Origin of the sequence: Taklimakanibacter lacteus, assembly GCA_003576695.1 — a bacterium.
Classification (GTDB): domain Bacteria; phylum Pseudomonadota; class Alphaproteobacteria; order Rhizobiales; family Aestuariivirgaceae; genus Taklimakanibacter; species Taklimakanibacter lacteus.
On the sequence record QOZQ01000008.1, the window covers coordinates 1 to 17,711 of the forward strand.

Here is a 17,711-nt window from a genome sequence, read left to right on the forward strand (position 1 = left end):
CCCACGCTCGACACCCGTGCGGTCGACACCGCGCAACAGAGCGCCGACATTGTCGCCGGCCTCGCCCTGGTCAAGCAGCTTGCGGAACATCTCGACGCCCGTAACCGTCGTCTTCGTCGTCGGACGGATGCCGATGATCTCCACTTCCTCGCCGACCTTCACGATGCCGCGCTCGATGCGCCCCGTCACGACCGTGCCGCGGCCCGAAATCGAGAACACGTCCTCGATCGGCATCAGGAACGGCTGGTCCTTCGGACGCTCAGGCTGCGGGATATAGCTGTCAACCGCCTGCATCAGCTTCAGGATCGCATCATGGCCAAGCTCGGGGTTCTTGCCCTCGAGCGCCATCAGCGCCGAGCCCTTCACGATCGGGATCTCGTCGCCCGGGAACTGGTACGACTTCAGAAGATCGCGAACTTCCATCTCGACCAGTTCCAGAAGCTCCGGATCGTCGACCATGTCCACCTTGTTCATGAACACAACCAGCGCCGGAACGCCGACCTGGCGGGCAAGCAGGATGTGCTCGCGCGTCTGCGGCATCGGGCCGTCGGCAGCCGAAACCACCAGGATGGCGCCGTCCATCTGGGCAGCACCAGTGATCATGTTCTTCACATAGTCGGCATGGCCAGGGCAGTCGACATGCGCATAATGCCGGTTCTGCGTCTGGTACTCGACATGCGCCGTCGAAATCGTAATGCCACGCGCTTTCTCTTCCGGCGCCTTGTCGATCTGGTCATAGGCCGTATAGGTCGCACCACCCGTCTCAGCCAAAACCTTGGTGATCGCAGCCGTCAACGACGTCTTGCCATGATCAACATGACCAATCGTCCCAATATTGCAATGCGGCTTGTCTCGGTTGAACTTCTCTTTGGCCATTTCTACAACCCTGTTAACACGGCTCGGACGTCAAACTTTGGAGCGGGTGAGGGGAATCGAACCCCCGTCATCAGCTTGGAAGGCTGTTGCTCTACCATTGAGCTACACCCGCCCGGGAACTCGAACTCCTCAATCCTCATTCTCATCTCGGCGCTTCAGACCCTTGCCCCCTGAAAGCGATGGTGGGGGAAGTAGGACTCGAACCTACGAAGTCGAAGACAGCGGATTTACAGTCCGCCCCCTTTGCCGCTCGGGACATTCCCCCGAATCGCCGTATTGAGCTTGAGCCAAACGCCAAGGAGCCCGGGGGTTGCCCGGGCCCTTGAGTGGCGGCTTTATGCTCGCCGCGCCAGGACCTGTCAACCGCAAAAAAGCCAGATGTAACAAGGATTGAGCCGTTACCGCCTTCCTATATAAGGTCGCCCATGGCCGATCACCAGAAATCCCCGCACGGCAGTGACGAGATTGAGCGCCTTTACGGCGTCCATACCGTCGCCGAGGCGCTCAAGAACCCGAAACGCAAGTTTATCAAGCTGCTGGCGACCAGGAACGCCGCCGACCGGCTGGCGCCCGAAATCGCCGCCGTCGGGCTGACCCCGGAGCCCGCCCTTCCCCGCGAGCTGGACCGGCTGCTGGGCCCCGAAGCCGTCCATCAGGGCCTGGTCCTCGACTGCAAGCCCTTGCGTCAGCCACGGCTTGACCAGATCCCGCGCCAGGGAATCGTCATCCTGCTCGACCAGGTCACCGACCCCCACAATGTCGGCGCCATCATGCGGAGCTGCGCCGCCTTTGGCGCCACGGCCCTTGTCGCCACCGCCCGCCACAGCCCGGAAGCCTCGGGCGTGCTGCTCAAATCGGCCTCCGGCGCCTACGAGCATCTGCCCTTCACCAAGGTCACCAACCTGGCCCGCGCCATGGAAGAGCTCAGGGGCTATGGCTTCCTCCTCCTCGGTCTCGACAGCGAGGCTGAGGAAGATATCGGCGATGCAAAGATTTCCCGCCCGGTGGCGCTGGTGCTTGGCGCCGAGGGCAAGGGCCTCAGGCAATTGACGCGCGAGACCTGCGATCTCGTGGTGAGGCTCGACATGCCGGGAGCGATCAAGAGCCTCAACGTGTCGAATGCGACGGCGATCGCGCTCTATGCTTTGCACCGGTCGGGGGGCTCGGTTGCCGAAAAAGCGCAGGCCTGAAACGGCCTGATCGGCTAGGAGGGCATCTCCGGAAACAGGATGCCAATCGTGACGACCGCCGAGAACGCCGACGCTCCTTCCCATCATGACACTGTGATCGCGGTGTTGAGCGCGCTCAGCCTCTGCCATCTCCTCAACGACATGATGCAGGCGCTGCTGCCGTCGATCTATCCGATCCTGAAGGACTCCTATCACCTCGATTTCGGCCAGATCGGCTTCATCACGCTCGCTTTCCAGCTCACCGCCTCGCTCCTGCAGCCGCTGGTCGGCATGTATACCGACCGCCGCCCGCTGCCTTATTCGGCGGCGATCGGCATGGGCATGACCGTCATCGGACTGGGCATGATCGCAACCGCCAACTCCTATCCGCTGCTGCTGGCCGCCGCCGCCTTTGTCGGCATCGGCTCGTCGATCTTCCACCCCGAGTCCTCGCGCATCGCACGGCTTGCTTCCGGCGGCCGGCACGGCTTCGCTCAGTCCCTGTTCCAGGTCGGCGGCAATGTCGGGTCCGCCATCGGCCCCCTGCTCGCGGCGCTGATCATCCTGCCTCACGGCCAGAAAAGCGTCGCCTGGTTCATGGCGGCGGGTATTGTCGCCATGGGTCTCCTGACCTTCGTCGGCCGCTGGTACGCCACCCACGGACGCACGCGCGTTTCTGCAACAAGCAAGCGCCACAAGGTCGCGCATCTTTCGCGCAACCGCGTCATCCTCTCGATCGCGGTCCTGGTCGCCCTGGTGTTCTCGAAATTCGTCTACATGGCGAGCCTCGGCAACTACCTCACCTTCTATCTGATCGAAACCTTCGGCGTGTCGGTGCACGGCTCGCAGCTCTATCTGTTCGTCTTTCTCGCCGCGGTTGCCGCCGGCACTTTCCTGGGCGGCCCGCTCGGCGACTATTTCGGCCGCAAATATGTGATCTGGTTCTCGATCCTGGGCACCGTCCCGTTCACGCTGGCCCTGCCCTATGCCAATCTCGAATGGACGCTGGTGCTGGCCATCATCATTGGTTTGATCCTGTCTTCGGCCTTCTCGGCCATCGTCGTCTATGCGCAGGAGCTCGTGCCCGGCCGGCCCGGCATGATCGCCGGCCTCTTCTTCGGCCTTGCCTTCGGCATGGGGGGATTGGGTGCTGCCATCCTCGGCGAGATCGCCGACTGGACGAGCATCGGCTATGTCTTCAAGCTCTGCTCATTCCTGCCGCTCATCGGGCTCGTGACCTGGTTCCTGCCCAACATCGAGGGCAGCCGCTCGCAGGCGAAGGCCGCCGCCTGAACGGGCGTTGCGCCTCGCGGCAGCGCCCGCTATATGGCCTTCGCATTCGCGCGTGGCCGGAATAGCTCAGCGGTAGAGCAGCGGTTTTGTAAACCGAAGGTCGGGGGTTCAATCCCCTCTTCCGGCACCACTTCAGTCAGGCGGCACGCGCTGCCTCCGCCCCGCTAACTATCGAGAGGAACGCCCTCATCGATGCAACGCCGACGTATGGCGTCGGGCGGTTGCCGGCCCCCCACGCCGATCAGCAGCGCGTTTCTCATCTTCGGGACATACATCGCGACAAAGGGCTGATATCCGCTGCTGCCCGGATTGACCCATCCACAGACGATGTAGCTCTGCGTGGTGAATTGGCTGACTCTGGCTTTCATCCTGCCGAAGACTGCGGAATTGTCGTCAGAAAGGCCCCGCCTTACACCCTGTTCTATATCCGTCCGCTGTTCAGCGGTGAGTTCAGCCAATCCTGTCAGGCCGGCCGCCGCTTCCGGGTCCGCCGACGCTTGCGCGGTCGGGGGGACGTCCTCCAGGTCCGGCATGGACGCGGTACTGCATCCGCCGAGGAGAAAAAACGGCAGTATCAGTACCCCTTTCCTCATGACTCCTCCCGACCGCCTCCGCCAAACGACAGTTTCCGCCAAGTTTGTGGGCCTAGCATTCAAATTACCAAGCGTCAAATATTGTTGGCGCCCACCTTGCCGTGACTCACAAATGTCGGCAATGATTGTCGGATGGATGCTGTTAAGAACGTGGGACGGGGCTGGTTGGTCGCCCTCATCGCCTTTCTCATGATTCCCGCAGCCTATATTGAGCTGGCACCGCTTTTGCGCGATTGGGCCCGGCCGCCCGTGACCAGTGAAACCGACCTGCGCGCCGAGGTCGAGAAGGAGCTGGCCGGCTTCAAGACATATCAGGTTCTCAAGGAATATTATCCCGAAGCCTATGCGCAATTGCTGGAGCTCGTCTTCAGGGACATGCGTGAGGGCACCGATCCCCAGCGAGCCCTGATCGAGGGCGCCGAGTTCACCGCCAATCTCAGAAGGCAGAACGCCCCCTATTTCGCCATGGCGAGCTTGCAGCGCCTGCGCCTGAGCCTGAGCGCGCAAATCCCTCAATATGACTATGTCAGGACCGGATATGGCTTCAAGGTCTGCAACGAGCTGGTCGCCAAAGGTGGCGTTGCCCTCACCCGGACACTTGGCCCCGATTTCCTCAAGGACCAGACGCTGATGCAGCTCTCGGACGAGACGACCGGATATTATTTCCGCACGGCCGCCGAAGGCAAAAGCCTGAAGCTCAAGCATCTGCAGCCCACCGTAGCGGACTGGCGCATCACCGTCGGCTATCTGAAATCGAAGGGCATGACGGATGCCGATCTGCAGCTCATCATCGAGCCGGGCAAGCACCTGGATGACAAGCGCATGTGCGATGTGGCGATAAAATTCTATCAGACCATCACGACGATGGACAACGATGCGGCGCAGCGCATCGTGCCTTATCTCGCCTCGGTCGCCGCCGCAGGCTGAGCGCGTTCAGCGCGCCTGGCGTTCGAGCTCGGCGGCGAGGCTGCGCACCAGGAGCTTGGCATGGCGCAACGCCAGCGCCTTCTTCTCGTCACCGCTCTGCCGCGCACCACCGCCCGGCAGGTTCGAGTCGACTTCGAAATGGATATTGCCGACATGCTCGATGCGGTAGTTGGCTTTGAAGGATCTGGTCTCTTCGTTCCACGTCAGTCTGGTGTTGCCCATGTCACGCCTCCTCGCCGGCCCGGAAAAACCTAACACCACTTCCGCGATCCGAAAAGACGGCTCGGTCAAAAAGACCGGGCCGAATGGCTTAATTATTTGCAAGCTTCATGACAGTTACGTGTCGACACATCACCTTGAGGCAACAGTGAATTTCCAGTTTCATCGAGGCGATGTGACCTCGACTTCGATCTCGGTGCAGGCATCGCCATTGGTCGGATGAAAGTCGACCGAGCAGGCGGTGACCACGAGGAGCAGGTCGCGCTCGGCCCGCAAGGTCACATAGCCGCCGGGCGGGTTGATCGAGGCCAGGACATCGATGCGGCCATTGGGCTGCGGCGGTGAGTTCTGGAACAGGTCCACCGGATCAGGCACGAAGCTGATGGCGATGCCGGAGCGCTTGAGCGCCGCCAGAAGATTGTCCTGGCAATTGGGATGATCGGGCAGTCCCGCATGATCATAGAGCGCGCGATCGCAGGCCGGATAGAGCATGTCATGGGGCCCGGGCGATGCATCCTCGATCAGCGTCAGCATCGGCTCGGCCTTGGCGCTGTAGAAGCTCTCGCCTATCCGTGGAAAGAGCCTTTCGGTGATATTGCGCGTCTGCGATGTCGAGAGCCAGTCGAGCGCGCCTTCTTCAGTCGCGAAGGCCCAGAGATCCGCGACCTGTTGGCCCTTCGGATCGATGATGCGGACAAGATCGCCGCGCTTGACGGCGACAGCCTCGCCGCTCTGCGGCGCGATGGTGATGTGGCGTGATGACGGCATGAATCTCTCACCGGGATGATGTCCGAAGGATGCCGGCGCTCCTTGCGGGATTGCGGCGTCAAACGCAAGAACGGGATTAGACGAGCCGGATCAAAGGGCTGCTGTTCCCTTCCGGGAACTTTCCTGAAATCCGGACGTTGTCACTCGCAGCGTCAGCAACCTGGATTGCGAGGTTACTCCCTTGGCCAAAGCAGCGAAGAAAACCCGGCGCCCCCGCCGCACATCCTACAGCAAGCCGGTCGGCAATCGCATTTTCGACGATGCCCTGTCCCTAGCCTCGACACTGGCGGAAAGCCGCAAGCGCTCAGGCGCCGATCGGATCGTCGAGCTTGCCTCAGCCACCCGGGACTTCGGCGCAACCCTCGATGATTTTCCGCAACTGCGGTTCTACAGCGACGCCGCGGCGGAAAATCTCGATGACCTCGCCGACTATATCGCCAAGACCGAATTTCCCGACATGCTGGAAGACTTCACCCATTTCGCCAGGCGCCAGCCGGTTGCGACCCTGACGCTCGGCGTCGCGGCTGGTCTTGCCTTCACGCAATTGGTGCATGGCTGGCCGGTCCCGATGAAGGCGCGCCCAAAATCCTCCGCCGGACGCACAAGACGGCGCGGACGCGCCCGCAAGGCCGTGCATTAGGAGCAGCGCCATGGCGCACACTGAGGGCAAACCGGACACCACCTTGAGCGAGCTCCTCGACCAGTTGAAGAGCGATGGTCGGGCCTGGGCCTCGGCGGAACGGCGCCTCTTCCGGGCGAAGGTAAGCTCGCGCGTCCGGCGTGTGGAAGTCGCGGCGTTGATGGCGGTTGGCGCCCTGATGGCGGCAATCGCCGCATCGGTCACATTGGCCAACGTCCTTGTGGCGAGCCTGACGCCGTCCCTGGGCCCGGTCATGGCAGGCCTCGCCATCGGATTCATGCTGATCGTGATCGCCGGCGGCCTGATCGCCTGGATCCGGACGATCCTGCACACAGCCGTGCTGAAGGGCCGCACGCAGGATACAGCGAGGACCATCTGGAGCGCGCTCAATGAGCCGAATTGATGAGCTGGAAGCCGAGGCCGATCGCCGCCGCGCGGATTTCGCCAGAAGCCTGCGCAAGGTGAGGCGCAAACTGACACCGCTCGGCCTTGCCGATGAGGCCTTGCGCCAACTCGACCCGCGACGGCAGGCCGTCGCCGCCGCCGGCCGGTCATTGCGCCGCAATCCCCTGCCCGTCATTCCCGTGCTGCTGGGACTGAGCTGGCTCGCTTTGGACGCCCGCCGGCCGCGACAAGCCAAGGCCCAGCGCATCAGGCGCAAGGCCAGATCACTCATCGCAACTCAAAAGAAGGAGGTTCCAAGATGAAGACCACCCGGAAAACCAAGACGACGCGGCGGGCTCGCCGAAACGGCAAGACGACCGCCGCCCGGTCGCTGCAGGACAATGCCGGCATGGCGATGCGCCGCGGCCGGGAAACTCTCGGACGAGCCTATGACTGGGCCCATGAAGCGGCCGGAAGCTCCCACCTCCCCCATTTGCGCATGCCGCGCCGCGCCGATCTCGCTCATCTGAGCGAAGCCAATCCCTTGCTGCTGGGCGCGGTCGGCCTGGGACTCGGCGTCGCGATCGGAACCCTCTTCCCCTATGGCATGCGCCGCGCTGCGCCCGTCCGCGCCAGCCGCGCCAGCAATAGCGGCAGCGCGGCAAAGCCGACCCGGCGCCGGCGCCGCAAGGCAGCGCGCCCGGCCGCTACTTCAGCCGGCTGAGCGCCTCGTCGAGCTTGACGCGCTGGGCGGCGAGCGCGGCCTTGCGCTCGCGCGTCTCTTCCAGAACCTCTTCCGGCGCCTTGGCGACGAAGCCCGGATTGCCGAGGCGGCCCTCGATCACGGCGATGTCCTTCGCCACCTTCTCGAACTCCTTGCCGAGGCGCGCCCGTTCGGCCGCAAAGTCGATGACGCCTTCCAGCGGCAGCGCCAGCACGGCCTCGCCCAGCACCACTTGCGCCGATGAGGCCGGAACCTTGTCGCCGAAATCGATGGACTTGAGCCGCGCCAGCCGCACGATCTCCTGTTCCCAGGTGGCGGCGCGCCGGCGCGATTCCGTATTGGCGCCGACGATGACGCAACCGATCCTGGCGCCGGCCGGCACGTTCATCTCGGCGCGCACCGAGCGCACCTGCGAGATGAAGTCGATGACCCAGCTCATCTCGGCATCGATTTTCGCATCGCCAAGCCCCTTGTAGCTCGGCCATTCGGCGGCGATGAGCATGCCTTGCGCCTGCGTCTTCTGCCACAGCTCCTCGGTGATGAAGGGCATGAAGGGGTGCAGCAGCAGCAGGATCTGGTCGAGCACCCACTGCGCGCAATGCTGCGTCTCGGCCTTGGCCGCCTCGTCGCTTCCCGAAAGCACCGGCTTGATCAGCTCGACATACCAGTCGCAGAAGACGTTCCACACGAAGCCATAGAGGCTGCCCGCCGCGTCATTGTAGCGATGCTCCTCGATCGCTTTGGTGACCGTGTCGCGGCTGCGCGCCACCTCTCCCACGATCCAGCGATTGATGGTGACCCGCGCCGCGATCGGGTCGAAATCCGGATCGCGCCTGGCGCCGTTGATCTCGCAGAAGCGCGCCGCGTTCCACAATTTGGTGCCGAAATTGCGATAGCCTTCGACCCGCTGGGTCGAAAGCTTGATGTCGCGTCCTTGCGCCGCCATGGCGGCGAGCGTGAAGCGCAGGGCATCGGCGCCGAACTGGTCCATGAGATCCAGCGGGTCGATGACATTGCCTTTCGACTTCGACATCTTCTGGCCCTTCTCGTCGCGGACCAGCGCGTGGATATAGACGGTGTGGAAGGGCTTCTCCTTCATGAAGTGAAGCCCCATCATCATCATGCGCGCCACCCAGAAGAAGATGATGTCGAAGCCGGTGACCAGCACATCGGTCGGATAATGCCGCTTGAGCTCAGGCGTCGCATCGGGCCAGCCGAGCGTCGAGAACGGCCACAAAGCGGAGGAGAACCAGGTGTCGAGCACGTCCTCATCGCGCTTCAGGAGCGTGCGCGTGCCGTAATGGCGCTGGGCCGCGGCCAGCGCCAGGTCCTCATTCTCCTCGACGAAGATCTCGCCATCGGGGCCATACCAGGCCGGGATCTGATGCCCCCACCACAGCTGGCGCGAAATGCACCAGGGCTGGATGTTGCGCATCCATTCGTAAAAGGTCTTCTCCCAGTTCTTCGGCACGAAGACCGTGTCGCCCTTCTCGACCGCGGCGATGGCGGGCTCAGCCAAGGTCCTGGCATCGACATACCACTGCTCGGTCAGCCACGGCTCGATGACGACGTCGGAACGATCGCCATGCGGAACCTGGTGGACATGCGGCTCGATCTTGTCGACGAGCCCCTGCTCTTCCAGCATGGCGACGATGCGCTTGCGCGCCTCGAACCGGTCGAGGCCATGGAGCGCCAATGTCGCCGGCGGCACCTTGGCGGCGGCGAGGAAATCCTCATTGCCCTCGAGCAGCATCTTGCCGAACTGGTCGAGCACATTGATCTGGCGCAGAGTCCGCCGCTTGCCGACATCGAAATCATTGAAGTCGTGCGCCGGCGTGATCTTGACCGCGCCGGTGCCCTTCTCGGGGTCGGAATATTCGTCCGCCACGATCGGAATCAACCGGCCGACCAGCGGCAGCACGACATTCCTGCCGATCAGATGCTTGTAGCGCTCATCCTCCGGATGGACGGCGACGCCCGAGTCGCCCAGCATCGTCTCGGGCCGCGTGGTGGCGACGACGATATGCTCATCCGATCCTTCGATCGGATATTTCAGATGCCACAGATGGCCCTTGATCTCCTTCTGCACCACTTCGAGATCGGAGATCGCGGTCAGCAGCTTCGGATCCCAATTGACCAGCCGCTTGTCCTTGTAGATGAGCCCGTCCCGATAGAGCTGGACGAACACCTTGAGGACGGCGCGCGACAGGCCCTCATCCATGGTGAAGCGCTCGCGGCTCCAGTCGCAGGAGGCGCCGAGCCGGCGCAGCTGGCGCGAGATGGTGCCGCCCGATTCCTCCTTCCACGCCCAAACGCGTTTCAGGAAGGCCTCGCGCCCCATGGTCCGCCGGTCGGTCTTGTTCTCCTTGTGCAGGAGGCGCTCCACCACCATTTGCGTGGCGATGCCGGCATGGTCGGTGCCCGGCTGCCAGAGGACGTCGCGCCCACGCATCCTCTCGAAGCGGCACAATATGTCCTGGATCGTGTTGTTGAGGGCATGCCCCATATGGAGCGAGCCCGTCACATTGGGTGGCGGGATGACGATAGTGAAGGGCTTGGCCTTGGGACGGCGCCCCGGCTTGAAAAAGCCGCCCTTTTCCCACTCTACATAGAGGCGGGCTTCCATTTCGGCAGGGATATAGGTCTTCTCAAGCATGATTTTCGCTGATTTGGGGAGGCATGGCGGGCTTTAAACACCAGAGCGCTGCCTGTTTCAACCGGCCTTTAGCGCGCATCCTCGAGGCGGCGCATGCGTGGTGACTGCCTTTTATCCGCTGTCATCGCTGGATTGCCCCCCGCAAACCCCTCGAACCCAGGCCAAACGCTCCGCTCCCAGGCCGGACTGGATCAATGGAACAACGATTATCGCTGCGGCCGCCGGACAACGCGCTCGATTTCCTCACGCACCAGCCGTTCGACGATCTTGGGCAGATTGTTGTCGAGCCATTCCTTCAGCATGCCCCTGAGAAGCTCATGCGCGATGTCGGTGATCGGGCGGTCGCCCAATGCTCGCCTGGTGATCGTATCTGCCAATTGATCGAAAGCGGCCTGTGTCGCGGCACTGCTGCTCTCCGACATGAGGCCGCCCGCCGGCGCCCCCATGCTTTGCCGGTTGTCGAGGCTCACGGGCGGCGGCAAGTAGCGCTGGGAGACTTGCGGCCGGCCTGCCGGATAAGGCGGCTCGACCGGCGCCGATTCGTCATAGTCGGAGACCTGCGCGCCATAATAGCCGTCATAGATATACTGCCCGTCGTCTTCGGGCATGGCGACCGGTTCGGGCCGCGGCTCGATTGGTTCCCGCTCCCGCCGCGCCGACTCGAAGCTCCGCCTTGTCCCCAAAATACCGGCGAAGCCCTGTGACGATTGTGATGCCGTGCTCGAATTGTAGTCGCGCTGGCGGTTGTCCTGCGACGTCAACGGCCGGTCGAGCTTCACTCTGAGCTCTGCCATTGCCCCACCCAAACGGTCTGCCGGCGCTCCGGTGGCATTCTCGTCAATGGCACGCCTTATGGAAGCCAGCACGTCTTCCATTCTGGGCTCGGCCGGTTTGTGGCCTTGTTTCATTGAGGTTAAGTCCTGTCGCCGGCGACTCATATGCACCAACTCCCGATCAAGATCGCGCAAAACGGGAGCACTTGCAAATTGCGGGCAAAGCCTATCACAAGAACAGCGGGCCTGCGCTCATGTTTCGCACCGTTGCCGCGGAAAGCGTCTCGCGCAGGAGATGGCGAGGAACGGCTTCGGTTCAGTCGACCGTGTTCACGCCGGTGCCGAACCACTTGCTGCGGACATTGTCGTAGTTCTCGATCGGGTCGTAATAGTCGACACCGAGGCTGAGCTGCCGGGCCGTCAGCTGGCCGACAGAGCCAAGGACCTGATAGGCGAAGACGATCTGGTCACGCTCGGCCTGCGCCAGGGTGACCTGGGCGTCGAGCAGCTCGGCTTCCGCGTTCAACACGTCGAGCGTCGTGCGCGATCCTACCAGATATTCCTGCTTCACGCCGTCGAGGGCAAGAGCGGAGGCCGAGACCTGCGCCTTCGCCGATGTGATGGTCTCGCGGGCGGCCGCCAGCGCGTTCCACGAGGTGACCACCGATTCCCGCACCGTGCGGGCGGCGCCGATGATCTCGATGCGGCGCTGGCTTTCCGTCTGCTTGGCCTCGCGCACCGCCGAATAGACGCTGCCGGCCTCGTAAAGCGGGATGCTGACGCTGCCGATGAGGCTCAGCCGCTCCGTATTCCGGCTGTCGTGATCGAGATCGGGAATGGTGTTGGACGCGCTTGCCTGCAGATTGACCGACGGCAGGAGGTCCCCCTTCACCACGCCGACATTGTGGCGGGCAGCTTCCGCCACGAAGGCGGCGGAAAGGATGTTGGGGTTGATCTTCTCCGCCAGCGCCGTGGCGCTGTTCAGGCTCTTCGGCAGTTTGGGCAGCTTCGGATATTTGAGCGAGCCCGGCGCATGGCCAACCACCTTGTTGTAGGTGGCGATGCTGGCGGCGAGATTGGATTTGGCTTCCGCAACCGTCGATTCCGACAGGCTGAGGCGGGCGCGCGATTGCGCCACATCGGTGCGGGTGACCTCGCCGACATTGAAGCGCTCGGTCGAGGCGCGCAGCTGCTCGCGCAGCACCGTGACGTTACGTTGCCTGAGCGCCAGGATCCGCCGGTCGCGGATCACATTCATATAGGCCTGGACCGTGTCGAACAGTGTCTGCTGCTCGACCGCCAGCAGGTTCTGGCGGCCGGCTTCGACATTCGCCTCGGCACGCTTCACGCCCTTGACCGTCTTGAAGCCACGAAACACCGGCTGCGTCAGGGTGATGGAAATGTCGGACGGATAGTCGGTTCCGTTGCTGCCGATATTGGGGCTGGCATGCGTATCGGTTACACCGATGTCACCGGCGGCGCTCACCGTCGGACGCCAGCCCGACAGCGCCTGGGGCGTCTGCTCGTCGGTTGCCCGCTGGCGGGCACGCTCGGCCCGCAAGGTCGGCTCGCCGGAATAGGCCGACGCCAAGGCCTCCGCCAGGGTTTCGGCTTTGACGATCGCTGAACCAAACAGGAGCGGAAGTGCCAGCGCCCCTGCTATTCCCCACGCACTGAACCGCATACGCCCCATTTGCCCAAAACTCACTTTTATGTTCCCTTCGAGCCCGATCTCGATCTTAGCGCAAGATCGGAACCCAATCAAAAGACAAAGCCCGGCCTGTCCACAACGACCCCCGGCAAGCGGGCGACCGATGCCTCGAAAGCAGGCAGCGAGCTGATCGCCCCGTCATGCCGGCTGTAAAGTGTCGCCGTCGCCACCAGATTGTCACCCACCACGGCCACCAGCCGGCCCCCATCGGCCAACTGCTGCAGCAAAGCGGGCGGAACCGCCGGCACCTGGCCGTCGATGAGAATGGCGTCATAGGGTTGGGCCGTGCTCCAACCCGAAGCGTGGGCGGCCTTGCTGACCTTGGCGTTGGCTATCCCGAGCCGGGCCAGATTGGCGCTGGCGGCATCGACAAATCCCTGGTCCTCATCGATGGCGACAACCGACTTGCACAACGACGCCACAAGGGCCGTCGCATAGCCGGTGCCACAGCCGACATGAAGCACACGGTCATCGCGACCGATCTCGGCGAGCTGTACCAGCTTGGCGAGCGCCATCGGCTCCATGAGGGCGCGGCCGGAGCCGATCTCCACATCCTCATCGACATAGGCAATGGCGCGGCGGGCTTCAGGTACGAAGAGCTCGCGCGGCAGCTGGGCCATGGCCTGGAGGATGCGGCCATCGGTGATGCCGTTGGGTCGCACCTGGGAAACGATCATCCTGGCGCGGGCAGTGGCGAAATCGGTCATAAGATGCTGATAACCAAATAGAAGGTGTCTGTCCATGCGCCAATCGTAACACATTGTAGTTGCCGTGGGCTTCGACTATAAGGCCCGCCCAGGGCCTCGTGGCGGAGTGGTTACGCAGCGGACTGCAAATCCGTGTACCTCGGTTCGATTCCGGGCGAGGCCTCCAGTCTTTCTTCTCTTTCCCCTTTTAAATCAGCGAGTTTGCAGGTTTTGTGACGGGCACCGTCGCAACCCGCTTGCACGCTGCTCTCGGGCATTGGTCCGATTTTCGCCAACCGACTCATGCGGATGGCTCTTGCGCGTCTGAGGGGTCGGCGTCGAGCCGTCGCCCCGTTCCCGCTTGGCAGCCATTCAATTGCCGATCATCGATATGCGGACCGGAAATTTTCCGGTCGATGAAACCAAAATGCCGTCCCGTGAATTCTCGAGTCGCAACAACAAGCGGCGAGGCCTGGAATGTCCGATAGCGAGTTGGTTGACGAACTCATTGCTCATGCCCGCGATCTGGAAGACGCCGGTGGCGATGCAAACCCTTTTCTCAGTCACGAACATGAGTTGCTGATGCGGGCGGCTGAGCGGCTCAGCCAATTGAGAGCCGCGGCTGGACCGCCCTCCTGAAGTTCAATCAGGCCGCCGTCTCGCGCCGCCAGCGCAGCTGGAATTCGATCTCCTCATTCCCCGCTTCGCGCTCATGCTCGATCGAGAGCGACGCGCGCGCCGGCACATGCAGCCGTTCGCCGGCGACCTGGATTTCGAACGGCTCTTCCGCCTCGAGCGCATCGGCCAGGCGCCTGAGCTTGGCGACGAAATCGGCGCGCGGATAGGTCTTGTCGATGTCACGATCGGATTTCATGCCCGCCATCTCTTCTGCATTGAGCCGGCTCACGATAGGCGAGCGGCAATGACAGGAATAAGAAGGCGTGACAGTCATCAGGCCGTTTTTTCACCGGTCGAGAAGCCGAAGCGGCGCGCCCATTTCGGCGATGTCCTGACCAGCCAGCGGCCGAGCCTGATCTCGAGGCGTCGCCTGAGGCGCCGCGCTATCGGGATGTCGATGGCAAGAATCAGCAGGCCGAGCGGCACCATCCAGAAGCCGAGCACGGGAAGGAACCCCAGGAAACCGCCGAGGAGAAGCACACAACCCAGCACGATCCTGATGACCGGATGGTTGGGTACGTAAATTCTCCGCCCGGCGAATTTGACGCTGTGCATGTGGGTCGGTCCGCTCCCTGAGGCCTCTATATAGGGTGGCGGCAAAAGCTTTTCGACAGCTTGCAAAAACACTTTTCAAGTGCCAGAAACCTCTGGTATAGGCGCTGCCATTCCCCGGTAGCTCAGTGGTAGAGCAAGCGGCTGTTAACCGCTTGGTCGCTGGTTCGAGTCCGGCCCGGGGAGCCAGTTCAAACAAGGGGTTGGATGCTGCGCGTCCGACCCCTTTTTCTTGCGGATGATCAGCAGGAACGCAGGATGCGGCCAACGGTGAGAACCGCGGATTTGCCTGGCCGCTGCAACCTGGCGCGCAGAATGAGACAGCCCTTCTCGCGCCATGTCCTGGCGATCAGGGTCCTGTCCGCTTTCGTCCCGATGATGGACGGCAAAGGTCCCAGATAAAGTGGATGCGGGCCTGCGGGTCCCGTTCCTTGTGAAATCGCCATCGCATCCCAGGGAGGGCAAGGAGCCTTGACGCACATGATCCTCAAGGGAGAGATGCGCAGCGTTTCCATGCCCTTCTTGGCGGCCAGCACGGGCTGCACGGAAACAGCCAGGCACAGGACCATGACGACAATGGCGGAGCTGGAACGGCGGATCGACGCAAGGCGGCCAAAAGGAGAAAAACACATGGCCCGACAATCCTGGCATCTCGTGGCAAATTTGCGACCGGCGAACCGGACATCAGGACCGGCGAGCCGGGAAGATTGCCCGCAGACGCTCATCCCGCAGATAGAGTCCACCCCACAGCAGGATGCCGAGATAGACCCCGAACAGGACATGGCTGAAAACCGGGCTGCTGACCCGCACATGCGTGGCGACCGCGCCGCCCAGATAGCCGGTAAGCAGCACCGCCCCCAGCACGGAAGTGCGCGGAAAGGCGTAGAGCGCCGTGCAGGCCAGCGCCAGCATGCCCAATCCGCGGGCGAACCCTGCCGTGGCGGGCAGACCCAGAGCCGTGCTCGATGCGATGACGGCGTCAATCGGAACGAGCTTGATGGCCGCATCGAAGATCATGAACAGAATGACAAGCCCGCTCAATATGTAGCCGAGCCAGACTGTGGCTCTGGTGTTGGGTATCATGCGTTCCCCTCCTCTTTTCAGTTTTCTGCCTGGCGCCGCCGCTGATCGACCACGGCGCGCCATTCAGGGCGGCATGGCCGCGAGCACAATAGGCTCAGGCCCCGGACGCTGTTTTGTACAGAAACGACAACTGCTCCTCCTCGCGCATGACGCCGCCCGGCGTCTGCCCGATGAGGCGTTTGAGGGAACGCGCCAGGTGCGACTGGTCGAAGAAACCCGCCTCGTGAACAGTGTCGAGAATGGATGCCCCTGCTTTGAGCAGCTGTGTCGCATGGCGTGCGCGTGCAATCTGGCGATAGGTGCCATGGGTCATGCCGGTCGCGTGCAGGAAATGGCGCTGGACGGAACGCACCGACAGGGCCTGGTCATCACCGGCGAGCACAGCTTCGATGGCCGGATCTCGCGCGATGAAGCCGCGCTTGACGAGACGCGCCACGAAGGTCTCGGCGGTGTCGAAGTCCGGATATTCCCATTCAGCACCGTTGAGCCAGAAGGAATGCCCGGACACGACCGGCAGATTCACATCCTGCCGGTCGATGAGACGGGCCACCGGCAATCCCGGCATGAAAGTGCCGAGCCGGAAGCGGATGCCGAACCACGCGCCCTCCGCCGGAACTTCGGCAAAAGTGGGCCTGGTCTCCGGTCCGCGTAAGGTGAACATGCTGCAGCCGTGATGGCGCGTGATCACCATTTCCCAGTGCGGCGAGGCGATGGAGCGAAACGAGCCGGCGTGCAGACTGTGACAGCGCCACACTCTTTCGATAAAGGGCGAATCCGATGACCGATCGTCGAATGCAAAGAGCAAGCTTGCGTCTCCTCCTGCTCACAACGTTTACGCGTAGCTCAGTCAATCATTCCGTTACGCGAGTCACAAGCCGGCATTTCCCAAGGCAGCTGCCTGTCTATAATGAGCCGATCAATATCAAACAGAGTCTCCTCTCTTCATGAGCGATCCCTCCCCTGACCTGACCATCGCCTTCGCCCACAAAGCGTACCAGCTGCGTGATGAATTCCTGACGCGCGGCCGCAAGTTCGAGTCCTTCGAGGTCCGCACCCTTGACGAGCTTGAGCGGCGTGTCGGCGACGCCGATATTCTCGTGGTTTCCGGCCTCTGGCGCAATGAGCTGGTGAACCGCGCCCCGAGGCTGCGGCTCATCCAGTCGATCAGCGCCGGCACCGACCAGTTCGCGAAGGCGATGTTGCGCGAGCGCGGCATAAAGCTCGCCAGTGCCCAGGGCGGCAACGAGATCGCGGTCGCCGAGCATGCGATCGCGCTGATGCTGGCCCTCACCCGTCATCTGCATCTGGCCCGCGATCATCAGTCGGGGCGGCATTGGCGCCCGATGATCGGCGATCCCTCCCGCCGTGAAGATGAGCTTCATGGCAAGACGCTGCTGGTCATCGGCCTCGGGCGCATCGGCCAGAGGCTTGCCCGTCTCGCCGATGCCTTCGGCATGACGGTGATCGGCATGAAGCGTACGCCGCAGCCCGTGCCGGGCGTGGCACGCATCGTCAGTCCGGCGCAGCTCCTCGACACCTTGCCACAAGCGGATTTTGTCGCCCTCACCTGCCCGCTTACCCCCGAAACCGAAGGGCTGATCGGCGAGGCGGCGCTCGCCGCCCTGCATCCGGGCGCCTATCTCATCAATGTCGCGCGCGGCCGTGTCGTCGATGAGCCGGCGCTCATCGAGGCTCTGCGCCGCGGCGCCCTTGCCGGCGCCGCTCTCGATTGCGTCTATGATGAGCCGTTGCCGGCGAGCTCCGAGCTTTGGCGCTTCCCCAATGTGCTCGTGACGCCGCACAGTGCCGGCGAGACTCGCCGCTATGAAAGCCGCATCGTCGATCTCCTGCTGGAAAATATCGGGCGCCTGCAGGCGGGATCGGCTTTGCGGAACGAGATCGTGTGAAACGTCTCAAATAACCACTTGCATTATGCAATCACTCTTTGTATAACTAGTTGCATTACACAACTGGTTATA

The 17,711-nt window shown here is 62.8% G+C and carries 22 protein-coding genes and 5 tRNA genes; 11 read left to right on the forward strand and 16 right to left on the reverse strand.

The genetic code is table 11. The annotated features are described in order from the left end of the window. The 3 genes from tuf to DT068_RS16545 form a co-directional block, all read right to left on the reverse strand. The coding region (gene tuf / locus DT068_RS16535) for an elongation factor Tu (RefSeq protein ID WP_119390988.1) at nt 1-876 on the reverse strand (876 nt) is incomplete at its 3' end. A 38-nt stretch (nt 877-914) separates the two neighbouring features. Then, a tRNA-Gly gene (locus tag DT068_RS16540) sits at nt 915-988 on the reverse strand. A gap of 68 nt (nt 989-1,056) precedes the next feature. Continuing rightward, a tRNA-Tyr gene (locus DT068_RS16545) sits at nt 1,057-1,141 on the reverse strand. Nucleotides 1,142-1,301: 160 nt separating this feature from the next. On the opposite strand from DT068_RS16545, the gene rlmB reads away from it, so the two are divergent. From rlmB to DT068_RS16560, 3 genes are all read left to right on the forward strand, one after another. Further along, a complete protein-coding gene (gene rlmB / locus DT068_RS16550) occupies nt 1,302-2,066 on the forward strand; it encodes a 23S rRNA (guanosine(2251)-2'-O)-methyltransferase RlmB (protein WP_119390989.1) in 765 nt (254 codons plus the stop codon). Nucleotides 2,067-2,105: 39 nt separating this feature from the next. Continuing rightward, nucleotides 2,106-3,338, forward strand: a complete 1,233-nt coding sequence (locus tag DT068_RS16555; protein WP_119390990.1) for an MFS transporter — start codon at nt 2,106-2,108, stop codon at nt 3,336-3,338. 55 nt (nt 3,339-3,393) lie between these two features. Continuing rightward, nucleotides 3,394-3,468, forward strand: a tRNA-Thr gene (locus tag DT068_RS16560). A gap of 34 nt (nt 3,469-3,502) precedes the next feature. Here DT068_RS16560 and DT068_RS16565 read toward each other — a convergent pair. Beyond that, nucleotides 3,503-3,931 carry a hypothetical protein gene (locus DT068_RS16565; RefSeq protein WP_119390991.1) on the reverse strand — a complete coding sequence of 143 codons (429 nt, stop codon included), beginning with the start codon at nt 3,929-3,931 and terminating at the stop codon, nt 3,503-3,505. Between the two features lie 132 nt (nt 3,932-4,063). On the opposite strand from DT068_RS16565, the gene DT068_RS16570 reads away from it, so the two are divergent. Next, nucleotides 4,064-4,858 (forward strand): hypothetical protein, encoded by a 795-nt coding sequence (locus DT068_RS16570; RefSeq protein WP_162914247.1) that lies wholly within the window; start codon nt 4,064-4,066, stop codon nt 4,856-4,858. A gap of 6 nt (nt 4,859-4,864) precedes the next feature. On the opposite strand, the gene DT068_RS16575 is transcribed toward DT068_RS16570, so the two are convergent. Beyond that, nucleotides 4,865-5,080, reverse strand: a complete 216-nt coding sequence (locus DT068_RS16575; protein WP_119390993.1) for a hypothetical protein — start codon at nt 5,078-5,080, stop codon at nt 4,865-4,867. Nucleotides 5,081-5,239: 159 nt separating this feature from the next. After that, complete coding sequence (locus DT068_RS16580; protein WP_119390994.1) at nt 5,240-5,845, reverse strand: DUF1989 domain-containing protein; 606 nt, start codon at nt 5,843-5,845, stop codon at nt 5,240-5,242. A 181-nt stretch (nt 5,846-6,026) separates the two neighbouring features. Between DT068_RS16580 and DT068_RS16585 the strand changes: the two genes are divergently transcribed. The 4 genes from DT068_RS16585 to DT068_RS28075 are packed head-to-tail and all read left to right on the forward strand — an operon-like array spanning nt 6,027 to nt 7,593. After that, complete coding sequence (locus DT068_RS16585) at nt 6,027-6,485, forward strand: hypothetical protein (protein ID WP_119390995.1); 459 nt, start codon at nt 6,027-6,029, stop codon at nt 6,483-6,485. Between the two features lie 10 nt (nt 6,486-6,495). Beyond that, complete coding sequence (locus tag DT068_RS16590) at nt 6,496-6,888, forward strand: phage holin family protein (protein WP_119390996.1); 393 nt, start codon at nt 6,496-6,498, stop codon at nt 6,886-6,888. Next, entirely contained in the window at nt 6,875-7,192 is a 318-nt protein-coding gene (locus DT068_RS16595) for a hypothetical protein (RefSeq protein WP_119390997.1), read from the forward strand. Before DT068_RS16590 ends, DT068_RS16595 begins: the two co-directional genes overlap by 14 nt. Then, the gene (locus tag DT068_RS28075) at nt 7,189-7,593 is read left to right on the forward strand and encodes a hypothetical protein (RefSeq protein ID WP_162914248.1); all 405 of its coding nucleotides are present in this window, start codon (nt 7,189-7,191) and stop codon (nt 7,591-7,593) included. The genes DT068_RS16595 and DT068_RS28075 overlap by 4 nt, the downstream gene beginning before the upstream one ends. On the opposite strand, the gene DT068_RS16605 is transcribed toward DT068_RS28075, so the two are convergent. The 4 genes from DT068_RS16605 to DT068_RS16620 form a co-directional block, all read right to left on the reverse strand. After that, nucleotides 7,577-10,249 carry a valine--tRNA ligase gene (locus DT068_RS16605; RefSeq protein ID WP_119390999.1) on the reverse strand — a complete coding sequence of 891 codons (2,673 nt, stop codon included), beginning with the start codon at nt 10,247-10,249 and terminating at the stop codon, nt 7,577-7,579. The genes DT068_RS28075 and DT068_RS16605 overlap by 17 nt on opposite strands. Before the next feature lie 206 nt (nt 10,250-10,455). Then, nucleotides 10,456-11,043, reverse strand: coding sequence for a PopZ family protein (locus DT068_RS16610; RefSeq protein ID WP_368904779.1), 588 nt, complete (start codon nt 11,041-11,043; stop codon nt 10,456-10,458). Between the two features lie 295 nt (nt 11,044-11,338). Next, nucleotides 11,339-12,706 carry a TolC family outer membrane protein gene (locus tag DT068_RS16615; protein WP_162914249.1) on the reverse strand — a complete coding sequence of 456 codons (1,368 nt, stop codon included), beginning with the start codon at nt 12,704-12,706 and terminating at the stop codon, nt 11,339-11,341. Nucleotides 12,707-12,783: 77 nt separating this feature from the next. Beyond that, entirely contained in the window at nt 12,784-13,440 is a 657-nt protein-coding gene (locus DT068_RS16620; protein WP_162914250.1) for a protein-L-isoaspartate O-methyltransferase family protein, read from the reverse strand. A 92-nt stretch (nt 13,441-13,532) separates the two neighbouring features. Here DT068_RS16620 and DT068_RS16625 point away from each other — a divergent pair. Next, nucleotides 13,533-13,606, forward strand: a tRNA-Cys gene (locus DT068_RS16625). A 185-nt stretch (nt 13,607-13,791) separates the two neighbouring features. Here DT068_RS16625 and DT068_RS16630 read toward each other — a convergent pair. From DT068_RS16630 to DT068_RS16640, 3 genes are all read right to left on the reverse strand, one after another. Continuing rightward, entirely contained in the window at nt 13,792-14,028 is a 237-nt protein-coding gene (locus DT068_RS16630) for a hypothetical protein (RefSeq protein ID WP_119391002.1), read from the reverse strand. A 37-nt stretch (nt 14,029-14,065) separates the two neighbouring features. Beyond that, nucleotides 14,066-14,293, reverse strand: coding sequence for an amphi-Trp domain-containing protein (locus DT068_RS16635; RefSeq protein WP_119391291.1), 228 nt, complete (start codon nt 14,291-14,293; stop codon nt 14,066-14,068). Nucleotides 14,294-14,370: 77 nt separating this feature from the next. Further along, nucleotides 14,371-14,652 carry a PGPGW domain-containing protein gene (locus tag DT068_RS16640; protein WP_119391003.1) on the reverse strand — a complete coding sequence of 94 codons (282 nt, stop codon included), beginning with the start codon at nt 14,650-14,652 and terminating at the stop codon, nt 14,371-14,373. A gap of 111 nt (nt 14,653-14,763) precedes the next feature. On the opposite strand from DT068_RS16640, the gene DT068_RS16645 reads away from it, so the two are divergent. Continuing rightward, nucleotides 14,764-14,838, forward strand: a tRNA-Asn gene (locus DT068_RS16645). 53 nt (nt 14,839-14,891) lie between these two features. On the opposite strand, the gene DT068_RS16650 is transcribed toward DT068_RS16645, so the two are convergent. The 3 genes from DT068_RS16650 to DT068_RS16660 form a co-directional block, all read right to left on the reverse strand. Next, entirely contained in the window at nt 14,892-15,281 is a 390-nt protein-coding gene (locus DT068_RS16650; RefSeq protein ID WP_119391004.1) for a hypothetical protein, read from the reverse strand. A 52-nt stretch (nt 15,282-15,333) separates the two neighbouring features. Next, nucleotides 15,334-15,732, reverse strand: coding sequence for a DoxX family protein (locus tag DT068_RS16655; protein ID WP_162914251.1), 399 nt, complete (start codon nt 15,730-15,732; stop codon nt 15,334-15,336). 94 nt (nt 15,733-15,826) lie between these two features. Further along, nucleotides 15,827-16,537, reverse strand: a complete 711-nt coding sequence (locus DT068_RS16660) for an AraC family transcriptional regulator (protein WP_119391006.1) — start codon at nt 16,535-16,537, stop codon at nt 15,827-15,829. Between the two features lie 139 nt (nt 16,538-16,676). Here DT068_RS16660 and DT068_RS16665 point away from each other — a divergent pair, with 139 nt between their 5' ends. Continuing rightward, nucleotides 16,677-17,639: a D-2-hydroxyacid dehydrogenase gene (locus DT068_RS16665; protein WP_119391007.1), complete on the forward strand. Its 963-nt coding sequence runs from the start codon at nt 16,677-16,679 to the stop codon at nt 17,637-17,639. Nucleotides 17,640-17,711: the final 72 nt, after the last annotated feature.